Below are 22,034 nucleotides of genomic sequence, written 5' to 3'. Positions count from 1 at the left end.
CCCTTTCCAATACATTCGTTCTGTAAGGCGTGATGAATATCAGAGTTCGTTCGGATTTTTCATGTAGGCTTTGGCCACAGCCCTGTCGATCAGCCCCACCTCATGGAGTCCCCGAATGGACTGGTCCATCGTGTGCATGCCATGACGGGCGCCCGTATGAATCATCGACGGAATCTGTTCGATTTCTTTTTCCCGGACCAGATTCCGGATGGCCGGAGTCCCCACCATGATTTCGGTGGCAAGAACTCTGCCTTCACCATCGGCGCGGGGCAGCAAGACCTGAGAAACAACTCCCACAAGCGATTCGGCAAATTGAAGCCCGACCTGTTGTTGCTGGTGGGCCGGAAATACATCCAGAATCCGGTGCACCGTCTGGGCTGCGTCCGGAGTGTGAAGCGTGGCCAGGACCAGATGGCCCGTCTCCGCGGCTGTCAGAGCGGTTGAAATAGTCTCGAGGTCGCGCATCTCTCCGACCACAATCACATTGGGATCCTGGCGGAGGGCTCTTTTGAGCGCCTCGGAAAAGCTATTGGTATCCACGCCCACTTCGCGCTGCTTCACAATGCCCATGGCATGAGTGTGCAAGTACTCGATCGGGTCCTCTATGCAAATAATGACCGCCCGTCGCTCGCGATTAATTTGATCCACCAGCGATGCAAGGGTGGTGGTCTTCCCGACGCCTGCGGGCCCGGTGACGAGCAGAAGCCCGTTCTTGCGGCGCACCAGGTCAACGGCGATCGGAGGCAGCCCCAATTCCTCCGGTGTCCTGATCTCCATGAAGATAAACCGAAAGGCCGCGTCCACGGAGCCGCGCTGGCGGTGCACATTGACGCGACAGCGGGTGACCCCCGTGATCGAGAGCGAGAAGTCCAGTTCGTGCGTCTTCTCGAATTCTTTCTGTTGTTCTTCGGTGAGCAGGCTGTAAATGAGCTCTTTAGTTTGGTCCGAGCTCATTGCCCCGAACTTACTGGGGACAAGGTCCCCGTTCACACGAAACATGGGCGGCGCCCCGGGAGTCAGGTGTAGATCCGAGGCCCTCTTGCCGATGGCAAGCTGGAACAAGTCCTTAATATGCACGCTAGCCCCTCCGGAGTCCCCACGTTTCGCAACAGTATGTGATTGGGCAGTTTACCATGTTGCGCAAAACAGGGTCAACGGGTGCTCAGCTTGATGCTGAACTTGTTGCTCAGCTTGGTGTTCAGCTTGGTGTTCAGCTTGGTGCTGAGCACCGGAACTTTTGCAAGGTGTCGCTGAGTGAGCGGGGCAATACCGCTTCGATTTCGATGAAGCCTTCAACGTACTCCCTCGACAAGACCTTTCCCTCATTGTAGATACGGTTTAGGAGAGCCATTTCCTGGTGGGGCAGGCGCAGGCGCAAGGTTTCGACGCGTTCGGCAAGCAGCGCGTCTATCTCTTGGAGCAGGGCGTCCAGGCCGGATCCGTGCAGCGCGCTGATGGGCACTGCGCGGTCCAGATCCCGTGCCAGACGCTTGGCCACCTCCTCGGCGCGCAGCAGGTCCACCTTGTTGATTGCGTGGATCAGAGGCCGGTCTTGGGCTCCAAGTTCCGACAGGACATCGGATACGCTGTGCGCCTGTTGCAGGGCCATCGGGTGGCTGGAGTCCACGACATGGATGAGGATATCCGCCTCCACAACTTCTTCCAGGGTGGCCTTGAAGGCCTCAACCAAGTGGTGAGGCAAGCGGTGCAGAAAGCCGACGGTGTCGGCCAGGATAAAGTGCTGCCCATCCGGAAGCTCTACTGTGCGGGTGATTGGGTCCAGGGTCATGAACAGCGCGGGCGAAACGTTTTGCCGCGCACCGGTCAGACGATTGAAAAGGGTGCTTTTTCCTGCGCTCGTATATCCCACCAACGCGAGGATAGGAGTGTCTTGTTTGCGGCGGCGTTTGCGTTGGGCATCCCGCCGCTCGCGCACCTTGGAAAGATCTGCTTTGAGGTGCATGATCCGGCGGCGAATGTGGCGGCGGTCTTTTTCCAACATCTGTTCCCCGGGCCCGCGGGTGCCGATTCCGCCCCCTAAACGCGAGGCGAGGATCCCCTGTCCTAACAGACGGGGCAGCAAGTAACCCAGCTGCGCCAATTCCACCTGCAATTTGCCTTCCAGAGACTGGGCCCGCGATGCAAAAATATCGAGGATGAGTTGGGTGCGATCCACAGTCTTGACTTTGAGAACAGCTTCCAGGTTTCGTTGTTGGGTGGGACTGAGGTCCTCTCCTACGATCACTACGTTGGCTTTGGTTTCGGCCACCTGCTCCAGCGCTTCCTCGGCCTTGCCCTTGCCTATGAACATGGCAGGTGAAGGTTTCTCTCTCCGGCACGAGATTTCGCCGGCCACCTCAACCCCCGCGCTTTCTGCCAAGGTCTTGAGCTCCCCGGCGAGGAAGCTCTCTTCCCAGTCGCCGACCCAGCTCCTGAAAAAAGTGTGGATCAGGAGCGCGCGTTCCTCTGCCAGCGCTGTCTTAAATGCATCGGGTAATGGCATCGCGAATCTCTATTCTGTTTGTTTCATTTGCGGGTTCCGTCAACTCAAACCATGTGGCCTTGTGCTGGAAGCGGAACCACGTGCGCTGGCGTTTCGCATATTGGCGCGTCTTGGCGCTCAAATTGCGGATGGCATCCTCCGCTTCAAGCGCACAATTCAAGACTGACAGGCTTTCCTGATATCCCAGCACTTTGGAGGCGCTGCGTCCAGGGCCGATACTCCGCAGGTATTGCGCCTCTTCGAGCATTCCGCTCTCAAATCGTTTGCGAACCTGGGCCTCAATACGCCGGGCAAGGCGCTCTTGAGGGCAGTCCAAGGCAAAGAGTTTGAAATTCACTCTCTGCTCCAATCCGTTTTCCGAGCGTGGAATTTCGGAGAGCGGGCGCCCTGTAAGCTTATGCACTTCCAAAGCCCGGATCAAACGCCGGGTGTTGTTGGGGTGGATGCGTTCCGCAGAGTGCGGGTCCACTTGTTGAAGCCGCGCGTGCAAGGCTTTGGAACCTTGTGTTTGGGCCATTTCCTGTAATTCTTCACGGAGCCTCCAGTCAGCAGGCGGCGCCTGGGCCAAACCCGTCAGCAAGGACTTTAAATAAAACCCTGTGCCCCCCACAAGAATCGGGATGCGTCCGCGTTCCAAAATTTCAAAAACCAGCGCGCGCGCCTTAGCCACGTAATCCGCCGCGCTAAAGTCCATCCGGGGATCCTCGGAGCCGATGAGATGGTGTTTGACTCCGGCCATGGTTCGGAGCGCGGGTTGCGCCGTCATCACCGGAAGCCCCGCATAGATCTGCATGGCATCACAACCGATGATTTCCGCGTTCAGCACCTGTGCCAGATCCAAAGACAAAGCGGTTTTGCCCACCGCGGTGGGCCCCATTAGAGCAAGGACAAGAGGTTTGTCATTGGAAGAATCGGCGGAAGACATCAGGGGGCAATAGCGGTGTCAAAGCCCAGATCCCGGAGCTCCCGTTCCAGACGGGTGGCTTGGGATCGGGAATCGAGTTTTCCCACACGCACTCGAAAGAGGGTCTTCTCGCCTTTTTCGTATTCCAGAATATAGGGACTCTGTCCAAGGGAGCGCAATCGCCGGGTCAAAAGCGTCGCCCCCTCGCGTGTGCTGAAGGAACCCACCTGCACAGTAAAAAAGAAACCCTGCTCGGCCATTTCTTTGGCAAGCACGCTTTCAAAACTTTCAGGAAATTCCTTTTGGATCAAATCCAAAGACGAGCGCGCATCGGCCCACTTGCCTTGGCGCAATTGGGCTCGAGACATGCCTAGATAGGCTGTTGCCGCCCGTTCGTCGTGCGGATAGTTGCGGACAAATTCCCGGTAAGACTCTTCGGCCCGCGCGTATTCGCCCCTTCCCACCCAAGCGTCGCCGGAACTGAGGAAGAGTCTTGCGCGGATCTTGCGGGAAGGATTTGCCGCTGCCGCTGTGTCAAAGTAAGTCAGGGCCTCTTCGTAGCGTCCCAGCTTGACCAGAGCCAGACCCCGGTAATACAAGACTTCGGCTTGAGGCGTGTCCTTTTGCATGATCAAGGCGTCGGCTTGTTTGATCACCTGCCAGTATTCCCCGCGCAGCAAGCTCTGTTTCAGACTGTGAATACTGGTGGCTGCCTGGGCCCTGTCCAGAGGCAGAAGGACAAGGAGGAGAGCAAGGAAGCACTTACTCAACCGGAGAGCCGATAAGGGTGTTGGGAGTGGCATCGTCAATACGAACTCGAAGGGTTTGGCCCATCCAGTCATCCGGGCCGTCAAAAGCCACATTCTTGTGATCCGGGGTCCGGCCAAAGAGCTGCCCCTTTTTGGAACGCTCCTCCACCAGCACTTCCTCTATTGTACCGATCCGGCTCAGGTAAATCTCCCGCGAAATCTCCCGCTGCAAATCCAGGAGGATCCGGTTACGGTCTTCCTTCAGGGCCTGAGGCACGTCATCCGGGACCTCCGCTGCCGGGGAATGGGGGCGCGGGCTGTATTTAAAGACAAAGGCGCTGTCAAAGCGCACCTCTTCCATCAGGGAAACAGTCTCTTGGAACTCTTCCGCCGTCTCGCCGGGAAAGCCCACAATGATATCGGTGGTGAGAGCCAGCCCCGGCACAGTGGCCCGGAGTTGTTGGACTTGGTCGAGAAACTTTTCCCGGGTATAACCCCGGCGCATGCGCTTGAGCGTGGTGTCGGCCCCGGATTGCGCGGGCAGGTGGAGGTGCGGGCAGATATTGGGACAGTCCCGCATGGCCTCGTACATGCGCGGCACCGCATCCCAGGGGTGGCTGGTTGTAAAGCGGATGCGTTCAGGGGCGTCTAAAGCGGCAACCTGGCGCAGGAGATCCGCAAAATCGGTTTTAGGTTCCAGGAATTTGCCGTAGGAATTCACATTTTGGCCCAGCAAGGTGATTTCCTTATACCCCCTTTGGACCAAGGACCGGACTTCGGCCAACACACTTTGAGGCGCGCGACAGCGCTCCTTGCCCCGCGTGTAGGGAATCAGGCAATAAGCGCAAGTCTTATTGCAGCCTTCCATGATCGTGACAAAGGCTTTGAAGGGGTGGGTCCGGTAATCAAAACCTGAGGGGGCGTCCAGATCCCGGGCAAATTCGGTCCGGAGTTTGGGTCCGCCGTTGCGCGATTCCCGCAGCTCCTCGACATAACCGGGAATGCGCTGGATTTCCCCCGGCCCGCAAACCAAATCTACATGCGGGAGCTTTTTCCGGATTTCGGCTTGATGGGCCTGGGCCATACAGCCCAGCAAACCGAAGATTGTGTGCGGCCGTTCCTCTTTGAGGTACCTGAGCTGGCCGAGCTTCCCCCAGACTCGATCTTCGGCGTGTTCGCGCACCGAGCAGGTGTTCATCAGGATGAGATCCGCGGTTTCGGGCAGGTCGACGCGCGCATATCCGCGCGCAATCAACCCTGCGAGGATTTCCTCCGAATCCCGCTCGTTCATCTGGCATCCGAAAGTTTTCAGAAAAACCTTCTTTTTTGTATCTATATGATATTGATTCATTTACATATTTGAGCCATTAATGAGCCAATCGAGCCATTTCAGTTATTATCAAATTGATTATCACGTTTCACGACTTATGATCACGTTTACGCCAGCGGGCACCTCTACCGGTTCCAAGCACCTCAACCTTCCCCTTAGCTCGAAGTTCTTCGAGAATCACTCGAATCATCGGACGACTGACACCCGGGCACTCGCGTTGTATCTCAGAAATAGCAAATTCACCGGATTGCCGCTCAATTATCTGTGTTACTATTTGCGTCTTGGCGCCTCTGGCGGGTTTTATCTGCTTTGCCCGATAACGAGCGGCTTTAAGCGCGCCTTACCAACCGTAACGCCTTCAATACGGTTTGAGGACTCGGCATTTTCAATAAGAGCTGTTTCAAGAAGCGTTTTTAATACCTGCGGTGACTGTTTGGCGTATAATTCCTGCTTGCCTTTGTGTTCGGCAATGGAATTCATCAGCCAGACCGGGCCTAAAGGTAATTTGACATCTTCTCTCTTGAATGAGTTCATCTTGGCCTCTTTTGCTTCGCCTTGTATTCCTTGATCAGCTCGCGCATGATCGCCGCTATGGAGGCTTCCTTGTCCTGCTTCTGACGCTCGAGCGCCTCCTGCTTTAAAAAGAAATAGAGGTCATCCGGAATATCCAGCGTTGTCCGGTGCATCTTTTCATTGTTTCTGGTTACTCGCATGGTATTAACCTCTCTATTTTTGAATGGCAGAATACGAAAAAATCTTGTGGCTGTAATTATGGCATTATAGCATTTTAAGTTTTGAAAGGAAATGGTATTTTCGCTGATGCGGATTTTATTGTTGCGGCGGGATTACAGGACGGATTCTTGAAGCTTGCCGGTCGTGACATCTTGCTCGATAACCTTTCCCATGCGCCTACCTCCCTTTTTGGGTCAAAAAGGCCATAGGTTCGAGCAGCTGGCAAGGGATTATTAACGGCAGTCCATGTTACTTCTCTGCGATAACGAGCATTTCGAAGTCGCCGGTAGTCAGCTTGTCGTTTCGTGAATATGCCCCGAGCTTCGAGCCGAAGATATCGATCTTTTTGAATCCAAGCGTCTTCAAAAGCCATGTTATTTCGCTTGGTACGTAATAACGCTCGTTACACTTAAGTTCCTTTTTATTGCCAGAATCGTCCTCAATGACTGTGGTGTTATGATCACGCAAGGTCATCAAATCAAAGGAACAGTTTTTACACTGAGACTGCCCTTCTTTTTGCTGTGACTCATAGAATTCCTTGACCGAATGAAACAGCGGGAACAACCCGTTTAATGTGGTGAAAATGAGCTTGCCCCGGCCGTTCAAAGACTTGGCCGCGCTCTTGAGGATCGCGAAGTTCATTTCATCTGTTTCCATCAGAGAAAACCCGCCTTCGCATAGCATAATGGCCAGATCGAATTCGCCGTCAAATGGAAGGGCCCGCGCGTCATGCTTCTGGAAATTGATTGTCAAACCTGCCGCTTTAGCTTTCTCCCGCGCCCTTGCAAGCTGTGACTCGGAAAGGTCAACGCCTGTCACTTTATACCCTCTTTGTGTCAGCTCGATAGCGTGGCGGCCGGTGCCGCAACCGATGTCGATGATCTTTAAGGATTTATCACGGCTAATCTCCTGCTCAATAAAGTCGCACTCGCCCGCAGTGCCCTGAACAAAGCATTCTTTGTCGTATTTGTGGGCATAGTTCTCAAATAATGATTCATACCATTGTTTCATTTATTAAACGGCTCCAAATCACTCCCCCACCGCCGCTACAGCAAGCCCGGCCATAGTGTTACGATAAATAGGCCAACCGTCAGCCATAAGTTTGGAGGAAGACGTTCATCGGCTATTCTTGCGCAGGGGTGTCCAGTTTCTTGAGGATTTCCTCCAGCCCCATGCGTTCGCCGGAAAGGAGCCGGCGGTAGCGGTCTTCATCATGCCCGGTCGTCACCTTGGGGGAGGCTACCGCATAGCTGATCCCCTTTTGCGCGAGAATATCCATCATTCCGGTCGTATGGAAACCGCCGGTGATGAGCACGGCAAAATCCACATCCAGAAAATCCATCCGTTCCAGGGTGTGCTGCACCATGACTTGGTCGCGCTGGTGTGCCAGGTCATAGAAATTCTCCACTTCGGGCAGATAGGCTTCCAAGAGCTTGGAAAATTGCTGCCAATCCACCGGTTTGCGAAGACCTTGCCCTTGAGCCAGGGCCGGTAGAATTTCCTGGTATTGGCTTGCCAGCGAAGGCCCCTCTTGGGGATAGCCCAGTTCGTAGAATTCTTTCCAGGTTCGGGCATTGAGCTTCAGTTCAAAGGCCTCGATCAGCAAGCTTTGGGCGCGGTCGATTCTCGCCAGAGACTTTTGGTTCTCATTCTGCAGAAGCTTGGCCTGGACCTCGCCGTAGACCTTTTGAAATTCCTCAAAGAGCACGCGGTGCTCCACGGTCTCGGACAACTCCATATATTCGATGGCCTGTCCCAATAACTTGGGCTGTTCCTTCTTCTTGAGATTTTGGGCGCTGAGTTCCAGCAAGAAACGGTAGAAGCCGGTGGCCTTGATCTGCTGCGCTTTAAATGCCGCGCTCTTTTCCAGCAGAGGGGTGAGCGCTTCGGGCCCCTGCTTGCTCAAGTCACCGGTCAGACGTTTGAGGAGCTCCTGGACTTCCTTATTGACGCTGTCCAAATCCACCTTTTGTTCCATTTCGCCCAGGCGGGCAAGCCGTTCGATATTGGGATAGCCCTCGCTCAAAGAAATCCCCGCATCTGAAGCCGTTTTCTGAACAAAGCGGATGTATTTTGAAATACTGACAGATCCGTCTGTGTATCCCCTTTGCTGTGCATCCAGCTCGCGGAGTTCCGGGCTGTAGACCGTCAGCTTGAGTTCTTGGAGCAGATCCGAGATCGCTTCCAGCAGCGGGGCCAATTCCTTGTGATGTTCCTCCACCAGCAAATGGCTCAGGAGGTGGTCCAAGTAGAGCTCAGGGGTCTCAATGCCCCAGATCTCCATATCCGGGCCTTCGGATATGGCCAGGTACTCTGCGCCGGTGAGCTCCCCTTGTTCCAAGAAAACCTTGGCGACCCGCTCGCGGATCTCCTTGATAGGGAAAGAGGCGACCGCGGAAGTGTCGACCAAGCCCGCGGCGCCCTCCAGGCACACGAGTCTGAGCCCGTGCTCCTGTACCAGGCCTTTGAGCACTTGGCTGGCATTGAACTGGGCCTCGGCGTGCGTGTGGAGATCCTGGAGATGGAGAATAAAACGGGTTGCGTTCGGTGTGGAATGCCTTTCAGTAATCTGTCCGAATTCAGGGTTCAGGGCCAGCGTGTTTACGTCCGCCGGTGTTACGGGTGAGGGGGATTCCGCAGGGGCCTCGGGAAGGGGTTTGGTCGGAGCCGAATGGCTCAGGCCGGCAAAGGAAACGCAGAATCCCGTCAGGAAAATGAAAACAAGGGCGGGCCGGAATCGATAGGGCCTTTTCATAGAGCTACTCAAAGGTGCCGGGTTGAGCGTCGGCAGGGTTCTGTCCGCTCCGGGCCTTGAGTTGCTCTTTGAGCTGCCGGTTCTCTTCCAGGACTTCCTTCATGATGTGCTTCATCATGCCCCGGCCGAAAGCCAGGCCGAGAAGCGCAAAAATAATGCCCATCAAAAAGTAAAAGCCGTCCAATCCGATAAAACGCTCCACGGAAACGATCCTTACCGTAATAAGGTAGCAGCAGATGAGCAAGGGGATGACGCTCATGACCGCAAAGGCGGTATTGAACTGTTTTGATGTTTGCTCCGGCCAATACTTTTCAGATTGACTCATGATGACTCCTTTTTTGCCGGTTCTGTGGCAGAACCGTTTATTTGAACAAATCCGGCTGCTGGGTACACATTACCTGAAGCGCGCACCGAAAGGAATAGGCCGCAGTTTTGCAGCATCCCTCTGGCTTACATCTTGAGGACGAGTTTTCCGCGCACGTGTCCTTTTTCCAGCTCTTCGTGGGCGGCACACACCTTCTGAAAATCATACTCGCCTTGCACGCTTACCCGCAACTCCTTCCGGGCCAGAAAACCCGCCAGCCGCTTCAGTTGGGAACTGTTCGGACGCACAGTCATGCCGCGCACGCTCAGATCCCGGTCTTGTACCGAATTCAAAATCTCCGCAGCCGAGGCCGTGGGCAAGGTGACCAGGCGTCCTCCGGGTTTGAGGCAGGCCAGCGCTTCAACGCCGGTCTGTCCCCCCACTGCATCCAATACAAGATCCACCCCGCCCACGGATTTGGCGAGCGGGCCGCTTGTGTAGTCCACGAACTCGAAGGCGCCCAGACTCAAGACAAACCCGCGATTTTTCTCCGATGCCGTGGCAATGACGCAGGCTTTTGCGTCCCGGGCCAACTGCACGGCCAGGTGCCCGACTCCCCCTGCCGCGGCCAGGATCAAAACGCGCTGGCCCTGGCCGCACTGGCCTTCATCAAACAGGGCCTGGTAAGCAGTGAGAGCCGCGAGCGGGGCGCCTGCAGCCTCGGAAAAGCTCAGATCAGGGGGTTTGAGACAGAGCTCCGGGGCTTCGGCCAGGGCGAATTCGGCATGGGCTCCTCCTCCAAAAGGAAAGCCCGCCATTCCAAAGACAGCCTGCCCGGCCCGGAATTCAGTGACGGCGGCGCCGCAGGCCACGATCTCTCCTGCCAGGTCATAGCCGGGGGTCCAGGGAAGCGCCTTTTCAATGTGCCGGGCCGCAAAGCCAAGACCCCGGCGGGTCTTCCAGTCGATGGGATTGAGGCCCGCGGCATGGACTTTGATGAGGACTTGTTCGGGATTGGGGGACGGGACAGGAAGTTCCTCAACGCAAAGGACCTGCGGGTCTCCAAATCTCTGCAGCTGTATTGCCCGCATCGTACTCAAGCCTGTCCCTTTCCGGAGGAGGTCATTTGTCCCAGGTCTTACGCAAGTAGCCGGCCCTGCCTGATCTGGTTTTATATTGTTCGTAAGCCCTGGGGGCTTTTTTGTAGTACTTCTGGTGGTCTTCTTCAGCCGGATAAAATTCACTCGCAGGCACAATCTCGGTCACGATAGGCCCGCTAAAGAGACCGGATTGCTCCATCCCGGCTTTGGAGTTCTCCGCCTGTTCCCGCTGTTCTTCCGAAAGGTAGAAGACGGCGGTCCGGTACTGCGTGCCGTAATCCGCGAACTGGCTGTTGAGCGAGGTGGGGTCGATATTTTGCCAAAAAACCTCCAGCAAGTCCGCATAACTGACTTGGCGGGAATCATACTCAATCTCCACGGCCTCGGCATGTCCGGTTTTTCCGGTACAAACCTGTTCATAGGAGGGATCCGGAAGATCGCCTCCGGTGTATCCGACTGTTGTCGAAAGAACTCCGGGGATTTCATCATAAGGCGGCTGCATGCACCAGAAGCATCCGCCGGCAAAGATGGCCTTTTCCACCCAAACACCTCGTTCTGGTTGCGCCCCTGCCGGGGTGCCTATGTGCCATGTCAAAGTTAAAACCATGAGCCCGAGAATCAGTCTTTTCATAACGCGTTGAGTTCCTTCCGCAATTCGGCTAAACGTGGGTCTTCGCTTGAAAGTTGTGGCTCAAGCGTTTCGCAGATCTCCAAACCCTTTTCCTTCTGCCCGGTCACCAAACAAGCCCGCGCCAGGTTCAGCCCGAATAAAGGGCTGTGGGTCCCTGGATCATAGAGGTTGAGAAGCAGCTCCAGGACCTGTTCCGCGTGCCCGTTCTTGCCCAGATCTCCGGAAATCATGAGCAGCGCGTCCGTGTCCTGCGCCGCCCGGGGCAGGATTTCGCGATAAAGAGCCAAGGCAGGATCCAGCTTCCCCTGTTCTATAAAGGAGCGCGCCACCCAAAGCTGGGGCCTCCAGGCTCCCTCGATTCCGGCTGCTTTTTCCATGGCAGCGGCCAGGGCCTCCAAGCCGCCCTCTTGGTAGTGGATGCCTCCCCACCAGGAGAGCGCATAGAGGCTGTTCGGGTCTTCCTGCAATGCCTGCCAGAGTGTTTGCCGCGCTTCTTCCTCCCGGCGGGTGTCGGACTGCAGAACGGCAAGCAGGTAAAGCAAGTCGCTGCTTGAACCCTGAGCGAGCAAGTGTTCTTGAATCTTACGCTCCACTTCCAGAACAAAGCCTTCTTGAAGCGCGTCACTTAAGACTGTGTAGAGTTGCGCGGGATCATTCCGGGCCTCTTTGACCGGGCCGGCGTAGACCATGTCCCAGTACTCTTGCGCCGGAATCGATACGTCCCGGCCCGAGGCGTCTTTAACGGTGATGCGTTCCGGAGAAGCCAGGGACATGACGGCACTATAACTGACGATGCCGCAGAGAATACATGAAAGCAGGAGTCGTTTCACAGTCCGATATCTAGCAGAAGTTCGACAATTCGATTCAGGACTTGCGTGAGCCGCGGATGGGTTCCCTCGAGCACAACAATGGATTCATTCAAAGAATCCCGCAGCTTTCCGCTCTCTTCGGAATCCGCCGGATTCCGGGCGCTTTTTTCCAGGGCTTCAACTAAGCCGTCCAGGCGCGCCCGCTTTTGGTTGTCCACGCCCTCCAGCGAGGCAATTTGAGATTTTAGTTCAGCCAACAGTTTGTTTAGTGCATCCGGACTCATTAATCACTCCCCGTATCAGGTGCATAGGTCTTGCCGGAGCCCATCATGACGCTGATCGGCCGGAGACCCTCCACATTTTCACACACAATTTTGATTCCCGCGGCAATAGGCACTGAGAGCAGGGCTCCGACAAAACCCCAGAGCCACCCCCAAAAAAGCAGGGAGATGAGCACGACCACCGGGCTCAGATTCAGGCTATCCCCCAAAACCTTGGGAGCGATTCCGTTCCCGATGACCATCTGGATCGTGAGCAAGGCCGATAAGGCGGCTATTGCAGGCCAGAGACTGGGATAAAACTGGACCAGCGCCAATAGGATGGGAGGGATCGAGGCGATAATCGATCCGATGGTTGGAATGAAGTTCAGAAGGAAGGCCAGCGCCCCCCAGGTAACGGCGAAGTCCACCCCGATGAGTGAGAGCGCGATCCAAACCAGAAGGCCTGTGGCAAAGCTGATCAAGAATTGAACCCAAAGGTACCGGGATATTTGCCGCGAAATGGAGCTGATGACTTGCGCAATCTGCTTGGCAGGCCCTTGGCTGAAGGCCTTCTCGACTTTAGCGCGGAAATACGGTTCACCGGAAAGCATGAAAACTGTAAAGATCATGATCAGAACAAAATTTGAAAGAATGGACACCACTGAACCCGAAAGTGTGACCAGCCAGCCGCCGATTGTTTGTCCCCACTGAATGTCAGCCAGTGGGTCGTCAGACATGTTGAATCTCTCGGTCACCGTGCTGATCAGCTCCATTAACTTGGCGTGATATCTGGGGAAGGCATCGGTAAAGGCCGCGACGCGCTGGTTCAAAAACATGACGGTCACATAGCCGATAGCGAAGACCATGATGAGCACTGCGGTAATGGCTAACCACCGGGGGATTCTCCGCCTGGCCATTTGGTCCACAGCGGGAGCAAGAAGGAAGGAAAGCAGGACGGCGATAAAGAGGGGCACGATCACAGACTGGGCTGCCTTGAGCACAAATCCCACTGCAATAAGAGTCAGTGTGCCCAGCAGTGCAATCGAGACGCGATTATCGTTCACTCAGTGTTTGCCCCCGGTCTTTGAATCCCCGTTATTATGCCGCATTGCATATTTGAGATCAAACCGGAGAGTACTTGCGCGGGCAGAGTCAGGCGCTTAGGAGGGTTCAAGAATACCAAGCTTGATCTTCAGCTCCTCCCATTCGGGGGGTTCCAGCACATGCTCCGCAATATCGCAAACGCCTTCAAAAACCTCTTGAGGCTCGTCTTTTCTTACCGCAGCCAGCATGGCCGCGCGCTCGTGGACATTAAGAGCGGGCAAAAGCACTTCCAGATCCTGCATGGCGTCCTCGGCGCCGCGACTGTCCTCAAAAGCATCCATTTGTGCGGTCAGCTCTTCATCGCTGCAATATTTCCAGAGTTCGGCCATGGTTTTCGCCTCGTCATGATCCAGATGCATCAGATATTCAGCCACAAAAAAATTATAGGAGCGGTAGAACTCCAGGCCCATTTTCATCCGCTCTTCGAGACTGCAGTGCGCCTCTTTGAGCTCTTTCCAACGAGTCTCAATGTCGCACAGGCTTTCCTCGTGCTCTCTGTGCTGGGTCAACAGAGGTTTCTTGCTTTTTGGGCTTTTTTCCTCGAGCAAAGGATGGATAAAGATTTCTTCATGGCGGGCATGATCCCGCAGCAACCGGGCAATCGCACGGAATTCCATACCTAATTCCTCGACGACTTGGTTGTCGGCAAAGTCGGCAGAGCCGATTTTCATAGAGAATTGGAAGAGTTTAGACCGCAGGGCTTTGTGGATAAGAGTGTAGAAATCGACCCGGCAGGATAAATATAAAGGTCTCACGGCAGTCTCTCCGGCAAGTGTTCAAACACCACACCAGTTTGCGCCAACAAAGCCCGCCTGTCCACGGGCTTTTAACCGGCCTATGGCCCGGGCTTGGATCCGGCGTCTTGACGGAGGAACAAGCTTTACTTAACTATCTGTTAATAAGCAGTTTGCGAGTTAGCAAGCCCTAGCTGAGCCCGGATGGCGGTCTGAACTTCATCCACGCTGTTTGCGCCGTCAACCGTAACGACAAGGCCTTTTTCCCGGAAGACATCCAGGACCGGTTCGGTTTGGGTGTGGTAATCCTGAAGGCGGTTGCGCACCGCGGCTTCTGTGTCGTCCGCGCGCGCAACAAGGGTTCCCTGACAAAGATCGCAGGTGTCCGCGACTTTGGGCGGGCTGAAAACCAGATTGTAGTCCTGCTTGCACTGGCTGCAGTGGCGCCGGGCCAGAACTCTCCGGAGGACGATTTCATCCGGCACATCAATGTGGATGACGGAGTCAATTTCATAGCGGTCGAGAAGAAACTGGGCTTGGGAGGGATTTCTAGGGAAACCGTCCAGAATGAATCCGTAGTTCCAGTCATGCTGATCCAGGCGGCCGCCGACAATCTCCTGAACGATTTCATCGGGCACAAGCCTGCCCGAGGAAACAATTTCGTTGATCTTTGCGGCAAGTTTGGTGTGCTGCCGGATATTCCATCGAAAAATATCCCCCACACTGATGTGCACAAAATCAAAGTCCTGCGCAAGCCGGCTTGCCTGCGTGCCCTTTCCGCAACCCTGAACGCCCATAATCACATACTTGTGCATCCAATACTCCTTATCTGAGTTTTGATTCAACTGCCCGGATCACGGCCTCGATGCCCGCAGACTTGGGCACAAAGGGATAGCCGCCCAAGACCTCGCCCAGTGCCTCTTCCTCGCCCTCTTGCACCATGTCGGTCACGAAGATGACCGGGATCCGCTTGAGAGAGGCGTCCGCTTGAAGATAGGCCGCAATCGTTCCCCCGTCCAGATCCGGCATCATATAGTCGAGGAGGATCAGGTCCGGCCTGAAGGAAAGCGCGGCCGGAATAGCTTGGGCCGGCTCGTTGACTTCGCGCACTTCAAAATGCCCGGTCCCCTCCAGCGCTGTTTTGAGCGTTTGCGTGACGGACGGGGCATCATCCACTGCCAGGATACGCTTTTTGTCCATGCCTACTTCTCCGTGACTTCAGCATGTAAGTGAGAGTCGCAGGCCAAGGAATTTGTGATCAGGCAGCCTTGCTCGGCTTTTTCCAGAATACGCCTGGCTTTGTCCGGATCAGTGCCGGCCGGGACCGCCAACCTGGCCTTGATTTGAAACCCGGTAAAGCGCATTTGCTTCTCCACTTTGTCCAAGGTCCCCTCGGTTTCCACCTGCAAAGATTTCCATTCGAGCTTGAAGCCCCGGGCCAATGCCCTGAAAGTCAGTATAAAACAATTCGCCACGGCCGCGGTCAATAGATGTTCGGGAGACCACTTGTCCCCGGGCCCGTCGAAATGCGCCGGCGCTGCAGTATTCAGATCAGGGAGTCCCCGGGACTCCACAAGAATGTCTCCCTCCGGCTCTCCCTTAGCCTGGACTTCATAATGATGGGGCAATGCTTGCATACGCGCTTCTCCTGTATGGATAGTTGTCTCGTTGAGGTAATTCGCCGGAAGGGAGGCCTTCGGTCCTTTACTTTGCCAGTTTGTTGTAGAGCCAGGCAAAGAGAGCGCCTCCGATCAGTGCGTCCAAAAAGGCGTACAAACTGCCGATGACCACGCTGCTGTAACCTCCGCCCGCATGGTAACCGGGATAGATGGAGTCCACAAGCTGCAGAAACAGCCCGCCGTAGGCAGGAACAAATTGGTTGCAAATTCCGACCAAGAAAACCGCTACTGCCCAAAGAATTCCGCACGCGAGTCCGAGGCCCTTGACCGATAGCTTCATGATTTCCTCCTGGGTTGCACTGCATTATGCGCATAAGCTACGGGAATTTTAAATAAATTTACTACATACTAAATACTTTTACCTAGATGTTACAGTATTGGCATCCACCTTGCTTCCTAAGAACACATGTCAAAGAAATGCTTTGCCCATCCATTGCTGGTTTTATCCCTGGCCCTGCTTATGGGTGCGGGCGCGCCGGCCTCTGCCTGGGCCCTCCCGACCTTCCAGGCCTATATTTCCGGGGCCACTGCCATGGACAAGTTCGGGGACGAGGATACCTGGTTCTCCACCGACAATCCTCTCACCTTATATGTGGTAGGCGCATACGGTTCCAACACCACTTCCCTGGACAATGTCACCTTGGTTTTAGCCACTCCGGAAGGTGAATCCGGGAGTATCGGGATTGTCACTTTGGACGAAACCCCCAGCTTGGTTACAGTGGCCGCGATAAACTCCTCTGGAGCAGCCAATGAAGACATTTTAACCGATGTGGCTGGTTTGGACGGGTACGACAGCAAGGAAGACTTCGAAGTTTTCAATATGAACCAGCATGCGCCTTCTAAAGACGATCTCTCTGATTTCCTGATTTACAACCTGGGAAGCTTTGATAATTCCGAGTCCTCCTTGAAAAACTACAACGCTGACGACGGAACAATCACCGCCACTTCGGCGATTGGCGAGCAAAAAGAATACCAGATCGCAATCACCGGCTTCACCTACGTGCACTTCAGTATCTACGGACTGGAGACCACCGTTACCGGGGGATCCAACAATCCGAAGACAACCTGGAAGTGGATGGAAAACCCCGCTTCACACGATGCGACCTGGGACCCTCCCCCGACCGATACGCCGCCTGTTCCCGAGCCCTCGACCTTGGGCCTGCTTGGACTGGGCTTTGCCGCCTTGGCGCGACGGCGCCGCAACCGCAAGTCCTAATCTAATCCCGCTCTTAGGAATCCTTCAAGAATACGCTCTATGCTAAAATGACGCCATGCTTCGCCGCAGTCTTGCCCAGAAACTTTTGGACACCCTCAGTTTTCCGCTCCGCGCTTTCCTGCTCATCGAAAAGGACCGTTTTGGTTTGAGCTCTTTGGCCACGGACCGCTTTGATTTTGTGGCCCAAGAGGTGCAAGGCTTCACTCTGGACGTCGGGTGCGGGAAGCATAACCTATTTGTTTCCAAATACTTAAAAGGGCATGGAAAAGGGATTGATCTCTACCCGTATGAAGGCCTGAGTGAAGAAAATCTTGTGAGCGACCTCACCCGCTTTCCCTTTGATTCGTCTACCTTTGACACGGTCACCTTTATCGCAAATCTCAATCACGTGCCGCAGTCCCAGCGGGATGCCGAGTTGAGCGAGGCATTCCGGGTGCTCAAGCCCGGCGGCAATATCGTGGTGACCATGGGGAACCCCCTGGCTGAAATTCTGACGCACAAGGTGGTTGAGGTATACGACCGCTTTCTCGGGACAAACTTTGACATGGACAACCAGCGCGGCATGCACGAGGAAGAAGCCTACTATCTCCTGGACTCCGAAATCAAAGAACGCTTAGTCCGCGCCGGATTTGTGTTGCTCAGGAAGCGCCGTTTCTGGACTCAATGGGGTTTGAACCACCTGATTGCGGGCTGCAAACCGCAAGGCTGACCAATCCACCTCAAAAATCCGGATGCCGGTTCCGCTCACAGGGTCCTGTTCTTCATTGACGAGCTTGAATCCCGGGAGCCTGATTCCTCTGTAATAGAAGAGTTGGTAGGCCATGCTCTTGAGCAAATGGGGATTGCCGGACAAAGCATAATATTCCCCTTCCGCGTTTACGGTGAGCAAGGATTCTTCAGGATAACCTGCCGGGTTGGGCATTTCGCGAAGTCCGCCGCCGGGGTCCACCACAAGAATACTCCCGAATTCGCGGCGTTCACCGCCGGCGGCATCCAGCCTCCAGGCTCTTTTCGATGCCGGGTCGCAGAAAACATTCCCTTCAAACTCGGTGACACTTCCCGCCTGTCCGATGGCTGAGAGCTTGGGGCTCGGATGCGTAACCACATGGGTGTGGTAAGCAGACGGCGACAAAGCAAAGAGTTCCCTCTTGTAGGAATCCGATTCCAAATTTGTTGAAGCAATCACCCGCCCCTGCGCCAGGAGTTGGTCCCTTGCCTTGAAGAAATTCCAGCCCGCCATCAGCGCCATATCCAGGATGCTGTCCAGCATATTGGTGTAGAGCAAAACATAAACCGGCGGAGGATTCTGGTCTCCGTGAGTGAGACCCAGCAAACGAAGTTTTTGTGCTTCGGACATCTCCACAGGCAAGAGTCTGTGCGCACCGGAGCGGCTCACCTTGACGAGCTCGTTGACTGCGGCAACAGCATCCGGCAAGGGCAAGCCCAGATCCAACAAGTAGTCCACAGCGGCGTTTCCGTTGGTGGAAAGCATTCGTAAGATCCCCAGGGCTTCCAGTGAATTTTCAGCCATAAAGAAGCGGGCAGTCCAGTAAGCCTCGGGGAAATACTGTGTTTCTCCGTCCGTGAACACAGCGCGCCCGGCAATTGCGCGGATAAAATGTCCCGGCGGCCACCACGACTGCACTATGGCGTTTTCCGGGCTATTGTGACGCAAAACGGTGAGAGCCTCATACCATGCGTCATTCATGATGGGCTTTGTCCGCATGGCCGTTGAGTGCGCGTAAGCCAGTTGAACCGGCAGAAGAACGGCGATCAGCAGCAGCGGCGCAAAACGGAACCGGAAACTGCGGTTTAACCACTCCACACACCAAGCCACATAGAGGGAGAGCGGCAGGACCCAGAGCAAAGCAAAGCGTTGCGCTTTCAGCGCCAAAACAAGCAGCGGAATCCCGATCAGCATGCCCACGATCCACTGAACCCGGTCCAACTCCGAGCCGGAGCGCCGCGCATGCAATCCAAATCCGGCAATCCCGGCCACAGCAGCCAGGGTGCTCAGGTAATTGCCGCTCAGTTGCACCAACCGGTGAAAAGTGGGGCCTTGGGCTTCGCCCACGGCAATCAGAATATTGGGCCAAAGCTCCGCCTCAGAGCTGGAAAACTTGAGCAGCAGGCCCAGGGCATTGTCCAAAGAGAAGAGCAGGCCTGCGGGTGTCAGAAAAGCCATGCCGAATCCCAAAGCCAATATCAGGTACCAAGGCAAATAGGCCCGGCGTAAATAGGGGCTGAACGCGCACGCGAGCACAAGCAATCCGCAGATAAAGGGCCATCCCGCCCAGAACAGGGCATAGAGGGCGGTCAGGAACCCGCCCAATACAGCGGCCAGGGCCGAATGCCCTCGAACCCTGAAGGCCAGAAAAACTGTGCACAGGATCAGAATTGGGAAGAGCAAGTTGTAAGGATCCGTGTCGTACCAGCCGAAACTGCTCCGGCTGATGAAGATGGGCGCAAACAAGAGCGTGGCTGTTCCGGCAATTGCGGAACCGGACGACAGTCCCAGAGTCAGCGCCAGGCAGAAAAAAGCCAGGGCGCAAAGACAAGAGAGCCCCAGGGGCACTTCGGCCAGGGTGGCCATGAGACCGGCTCCGTGATTCCGGATTTGCCGGACATGAAACCACATCACGCCTAAATAAGGGTGGGCATTGATGGGGGACCAGGCTCCGTGCGGGGCGCGCTTGAGCGGATCAAAGGCCCGGCCCGAGGCCACCTGGCCGGACACCCTCCCCTTTTCCAGGATCGTATTTGTCAAATGAAAGTAGTGGTAGGAATCCGCTCCGGTGAGATAGTGCCTGGAGTAACCGCCGCGTGCCTGCCGCCTCTTTGTGTCTTGTAATCGGTCAAGCGCTTCTTGATATTGCTCCTGCTGAGTCGAAATCAATGTCTGAAGCTGGGTTTCCACCCAGGCTGCGCGCTGGTCTTCATTCCAATCCGGATTCGCGGCAGATACCTGGCCTTGGAGCTGAAAGCGCAGCTGGTCCTGCAGTTCCCGGCTGAGGTCCAGGGACTCGATTCGCTGATCAAGGGAGCGGAGCAGGCGCGGAAAATAAGTGCGGTAATACAATCCCAAAAAACAAACAGCGGCAAGGACGGCCAGAACCGTGACCCGCCGCGAGATTCGCACTATAATGGAACGCATGGATGAATCCAAAGTTCTTGTTGTCATTCCGGCCTATAACGAAGGGCGAATCATCCGCCACGTTGTTCAAGAAATTCTTCAGCACTATCCGGAGTGCACGGTCCTGGTGGTGAACGACGGCTCCTCCGACAATACCGCGGCCGAAGCCATCAAGGCCGGGGCAAAACTTGTTTCCCTGCCCTTTAACCTTGGCATCGGCGGGGCTGTTCAAACTGGGTTCAAGTTCGCCCATCAAGAAGGCTTTGATGTGGTCGCCCAGATTGACGGCGATGCCCAGCACGACCCGCTTTACCTGGCCTCTATTCTGGAACCCGTGCTCTCGGGAGAGCTGGACCTTTGTATCGGAAGCCGTTTTCTCAACCAGGACTCGGGGTTCAAATCCACTTTCCTGCGCCGTTTCGGGATCCGCTTCTTTTCCGTTTTGCTCAGCCGGCTTACCGGCGTTCCGCTTTCCGATCCGACTTCGGGCTTCAGGGCCTGCAACAAGAAACTCCTGTCTTCCTTTGCTTCCTATTACCCGATGGATTTTCCGGAACCCGAGGCGATCCAGGTGGCAAAACGCCTGGGCGCCCGCATCGGAGAAAGACCTGTGGTCATGCGCACCCGGCTCGGCGGAATTTCCTCCATACGATATTTTACAACCCTATACTACATGGTGAAGGTCACTCTCGCCATACTCATCGACACTCTTCGGGAGAAGTCATCGCAGGAGGATACGCGTGCAAGCTAAACCCTTTGCAATCGTCATTGCCCTGTTCGTTTTTCTGGGTGTGATCCTGTTGATCCGGCGTCACCGGATGACCCTGAAGTACGCGCTTTTCTGGCTCTGCACCTCGACGATGGTCCTTTTCCTCGCAATCAACGACGGGTTGCTTTTCTGGTTCAAGGATCTTTTCGGCTTTGTGCTGGCCAGCAACTTTATTTTCTTCCTGAGCACCGTGTTTCTGGTAGTCCTGTCCCTCATGCTGACGGTGTATGTGAACCAGCAGAATGACCGGGCCGAGATCCTGGCTCAAAAAGTGGGGATTCTGGAACACGAGATCAAGGAATTAAAGCGCAAGTAGATCTTCCGGCCCGGAAGCCGCGCTGACGGCAAGGGCCTTGGGATGAAATTCAGGGACCAGTTCTTGGAGTCTGGTCAAAATTCCTTGCACGTCATTCGCGTTTGCCAGTTGCCACAATGCCTCCACGCTCTCAAATAAGGACTCGTGGTCGCGCGCTTCCAGCGCATCGACAAAAATGCGTTCGGAAAGGGTCTCTTGGATACCCTTTCCCGCGGTAAGCAGCTCCTCGTAGAGCTTCTCGCCCGGCCTTAACCCGATGATCTTGATGTCGATGTCTTTGTAGGGCACAAGGCCGGAAAGCCGGATCAAAGACTTGGCCATGTCCAGGATCTTGACCGGTTTGCCCATCTCCAGCACAAAGGTCTCCCCGCCCCGGGCCATGGCCCCGGCTGTAAGCACCAGCTGCACGGCCTCGGGAATGGTCATGAAATAGCGCACCACCTCCGGGTGTGTGACCGTAACCGGACCGCCTTGTGCAATTTGCTTTTTGAAAAGCGGCAAGACACTTCCCCTGCTGTCCAGCACATTCCCGAACCGCACAGAGCTGAAAACCGTTTGAGAGCGGCCGGTCATGCTCTGCACCACCATTTCGGCCACCCGTTTGCTGGCCCCCATCAAATTCACCGGGTTCACGGCCTTGTCTGTTGAAATCAGCACAAAGCGCTCAGCCTGGTGCTTGGCCGCCAGCACAGCCACATTCTGGGTGCCCCAGATATTGTTCTTGACCGCCTCGGGCGCATTCTCCTCCATTAAGGGCACGTGCTTATAGGCCGCGGCATGAAAGACGATCTCCGGCCGGTAAGCGGCGAAGATGCCGTCCATGGTCTTTTGCGACTGAATATTGGCCAGGACCGCTGCATGCCGGCCCGGGCCATAGGCCTCTTGCAGCTCCGCGTCCACGGCATAGAGGTTGTACTCGGAACTGTCTATCAGAACGAGCTGCCTGGGGCCATAACCCATGATCTGCCGGCACAATTCCGCCCCGATGGAGCCGCCCGCCCCGGTG

Annotated in this window: 26 protein-coding genes; 4 read left to right on the top strand and 22 right to left on the bottom strand. The window is 55.4% G+C overall.

Features of this window, described 5'->3' with window-relative positions:
* Positions 1 to 39: 39 nt before the first annotated feature.
* The 20 genes from JW937_09595 to JW937_09500 all read right to left on the bottom strand — a co-directional run bounded on the left by JW937_09595 (position 40) and on the right by JW937_09500 (position 15,874).
* Positions 40 to 1,077, bottom strand: coding sequence for a type IV pilus twitching motility protein PilT (locus JW937_09595; GenBank protein ID MBN1587660.1), 1,038 nt, complete (start codon positions 1,075 to 1,077; stop codon positions 40 to 42).
* Positions 1,078 to 1,210: 133 nt separating this feature from the next.
* Positions 1,211 to 2,503 carry a GTPase HflX gene (gene hflX / locus JW937_09590; GenBank protein ID MBN1587659.1) on the bottom strand — a complete coding sequence of 431 codons (1,293 nt, stop codon included), beginning with the start codon at positions 2,501 to 2,503 and terminating at the stop codon, positions 1,211 to 1,213.
* Positions 2,481 to 3,428 (bottom strand): tRNA (adenosine(37)-N6)-dimethylallyltransferase MiaA, encoded by a 948-nt coding sequence (miaA, locus tag JW937_09585; GenBank protein MBN1587658.1) that lies wholly within the window; start codon positions 3,426 to 3,428, stop codon positions 2,481 to 2,483. The genes hflX and miaA overlap by 23 nt, the downstream gene beginning before the upstream one ends.
* Positions 3,428 to 4,177: an SPOR domain-containing protein gene (locus JW937_09580; GenBank protein ID MBN1587657.1), complete on the bottom strand. Its 750-nt coding sequence runs from the start codon at positions 4,175 to 4,177 to the stop codon at positions 3,428 to 3,430. The genes miaA and JW937_09580 overlap by 1 nt, the downstream gene beginning before the upstream one ends.
* On the bottom strand, positions 4,170 to 5,447 hold the full coding sequence (gene miaB, locus JW937_09575; GenBank protein MBN1587656.1) for a tRNA (N6-isopentenyl adenosine(37)-C2)-methylthiotransferase MiaB: 1,278 nt from the start codon (positions 5,445 to 5,447) through the stop codon (positions 4,170 to 4,172). The genes JW937_09580 and miaB overlap by 8 nt, the downstream gene beginning before the upstream one ends.
* A 339-nt stretch (positions 5,448 to 5,786) precedes the next feature.
* A complete protein-coding gene (locus tag JW937_09570) occupies positions 5,787 to 6,020 on the bottom strand; it encodes a hypothetical protein (protein ID MBN1587655.1) in 234 nt (77 codons plus the stop codon).
* Complete coding sequence (locus JW937_09565; GenBank protein ID MBN1587654.1) at positions 6,017 to 6,199, bottom strand: hypothetical protein; 183 nt, start codon at positions 6,197 to 6,199, stop codon at positions 6,017 to 6,019. The genes JW937_09570 and JW937_09565 overlap by 4 nt, the downstream gene beginning before the upstream one ends.
* Positions 6,200 to 6,467: 268 nt before the next feature.
* Positions 6,468 to 7,229, bottom strand: coding sequence for a methyltransferase domain-containing protein (locus JW937_09560; GenBank protein MBN1587653.1), 762 nt, complete (start codon positions 7,227 to 7,229; stop codon positions 6,468 to 6,470).
* 112 nt (positions 7,230 to 7,341) lie between these two features.
* On the bottom strand, positions 7,342 to 8,973 hold the full coding sequence (locus JW937_09555) for a hypothetical protein (GenBank protein MBN1587652.1): 1,632 nt from the start codon (positions 8,971 to 8,973) through the stop codon (positions 7,342 to 7,344).
* 4 nt (positions 8,974 to 8,977) lie between these two features.
* Complete coding sequence (locus JW937_09550) at positions 8,978 to 9,298, bottom strand: hypothetical protein (protein ID MBN1587651.1); 321 nt, start codon at positions 9,296 to 9,298, stop codon at positions 8,978 to 8,980.
* A 125-nt stretch (positions 9,299 to 9,423) separates the two neighbouring features.
* Positions 9,424 to 10,368 (bottom strand): NADP-dependent oxidoreductase, encoded by a 945-nt coding sequence (locus JW937_09545; GenBank protein ID MBN1587650.1) that lies wholly within the window; start codon positions 10,366 to 10,368, stop codon positions 9,424 to 9,426.
* Between the two features lie 31 nt (positions 10,369 to 10,399).
* Positions 10,400 to 11,008, bottom strand: a complete 609-nt coding sequence (gene msrA / locus JW937_09540) for a peptide-methionine (S)-S-oxide reductase MsrA (protein ID MBN1587649.1) — start codon at positions 11,006 to 11,008, stop codon at positions 10,400 to 10,402.
* Positions 11,005 to 11,838, bottom strand: a complete 834-nt coding sequence (locus JW937_09535) for a hypothetical protein (protein ID MBN1587648.1) — start codon at positions 11,836 to 11,838, stop codon at positions 11,005 to 11,007. The genes msrA and JW937_09535 overlap by 4 nt, the downstream gene beginning before the upstream one ends.
* Positions 11,835 to 12,101 carry a DUF4404 family protein gene (locus tag JW937_09530; protein ID MBN1587647.1) on the bottom strand — a complete coding sequence of 89 codons (267 nt, stop codon included), beginning with the start codon at positions 12,099 to 12,101 and terminating at the stop codon, positions 11,835 to 11,837. The genes JW937_09535 and JW937_09530 overlap by 4 nt, the downstream gene beginning before the upstream one ends.
* A complete protein-coding gene (locus JW937_09525) occupies positions 12,101 to 13,141 on the bottom strand; it encodes an AI-2E family transporter (protein ID MBN1587646.1) in 1,041 nt (346 codons plus the stop codon). Before JW937_09525 ends, JW937_09530 begins: the two co-directional genes overlap by 1 nt.
* A gap of 96 nt (positions 13,142 to 13,237) precedes the next feature.
* Entirely contained in the window at positions 13,238 to 13,852 is a 615-nt protein-coding gene (locus JW937_09520) for a hypothetical protein (protein ID MBN1587645.1), read from the bottom strand.
* Positions 13,853 to 14,076: 224 nt separating this feature from the next.
* Positions 14,077 to 14,730 (bottom strand): nucleoside monophosphate kinase, encoded by a 654-nt coding sequence (locus JW937_09515; GenBank protein ID MBN1587644.1) that lies wholly within the window; start codon positions 14,728 to 14,730, stop codon positions 14,077 to 14,079.
* A gap of 10 nt (positions 14,731 to 14,740) precedes the next feature.
* Entirely contained in the window at positions 14,741 to 15,115 is a 375-nt protein-coding gene (locus JW937_09510; GenBank protein ID MBN1587643.1) for a response regulator, read from the bottom strand.
* A 2-nt stretch (positions 15,116 to 15,117) separates the two neighbouring features.
* The gene (locus JW937_09505; GenBank protein MBN1587642.1) at positions 15,118 to 15,552 is read right to left on the bottom strand and encodes an OsmC family protein; all 435 of its coding nucleotides are present in this window, start codon (positions 15,550 to 15,552) and stop codon (positions 15,118 to 15,120) included.
* 67 nt (positions 15,553 to 15,619) lie between these two features.
* Positions 15,620 to 15,874: a bacteriophage holin gene (locus tag JW937_09500; GenBank protein ID MBN1587641.1), complete on the bottom strand. Its 255-nt coding sequence runs from the start codon at positions 15,872 to 15,874 to the stop codon at positions 15,620 to 15,622.
* Between the two features lie 126 nt (positions 15,875 to 16,000).
* Here JW937_09500 and JW937_09495 point away from each other — a divergent pair, with 126 nt between their 5' ends.
* Positions 16,001 to 16,810, top strand: coding sequence for a choice-of-anchor N protein (locus JW937_09495; protein ID MBN1587640.1), 810 nt, complete (start codon positions 16,001 to 16,003; stop codon positions 16,808 to 16,810).
* Positions 16,811 to 16,865: 55 nt separating this feature from the next.
* Positions 16,866 to 17,519, top strand: a complete 654-nt coding sequence (locus tag JW937_09490) for a class I SAM-dependent methyltransferase (protein MBN1587639.1) — start codon at positions 16,866 to 16,868, stop codon at positions 17,517 to 17,519.
* On the opposite strand, the gene JW937_09485 is transcribed toward JW937_09490, so the two are convergent.
* A complete protein-coding gene (locus JW937_09485) occupies positions 17,424 to 19,964 on the bottom strand; it encodes a hypothetical protein (GenBank protein MBN1587638.1) in 2,541 nt (846 codons plus the stop codon). The two genes, JW937_09490 and JW937_09485, sit on opposite strands and share 96 nt — an antisense overlap.
* On the opposite strand from JW937_09485, the gene JW937_09480 reads away from it, so the two are divergent.
* Entirely contained in the window at positions 19,963 to 20,694 is a 732-nt protein-coding gene (locus JW937_09480; GenBank protein ID MBN1587637.1) for a glycosyltransferase family 2 protein, read from the top strand. The genes JW937_09485 and JW937_09480 overlap by 2 nt on opposite strands.
* Positions 20,684 to 21,028: a DUF2304 domain-containing protein gene (locus JW937_09475; protein ID MBN1587636.1), complete on the top strand. Its 345-nt coding sequence runs from the start codon at positions 20,684 to 20,686 to the stop codon at positions 21,026 to 21,028. Before JW937_09480 ends, JW937_09475 begins: the two co-directional genes overlap by 11 nt.
* On the opposite strand, the gene JW937_09470 is transcribed toward JW937_09475, so the two are convergent.
* Positions 21,014 to 22,034: polysaccharide biosynthesis protein (locus tag JW937_09470; GenBank protein MBN1587635.1), on the bottom strand; the 1,021-nt coding region annotated here is incomplete at its 5' end. The genes JW937_09475 and JW937_09470 overlap by 15 nt on opposite strands.

It is taken from the genome of Candidatus Omnitrophota bacterium, from assembly GCA_016929445.1.
Lineage (GTDB): Bacteria > Omnitrophota > Gorgyraeia > JAFGIU01 > JAFGIU01 > JAFGIU01.
Note: the sequence above shows the minus strand (reverse complement) of the source record. Positions and strands in the feature narration are given on the sequence as shown.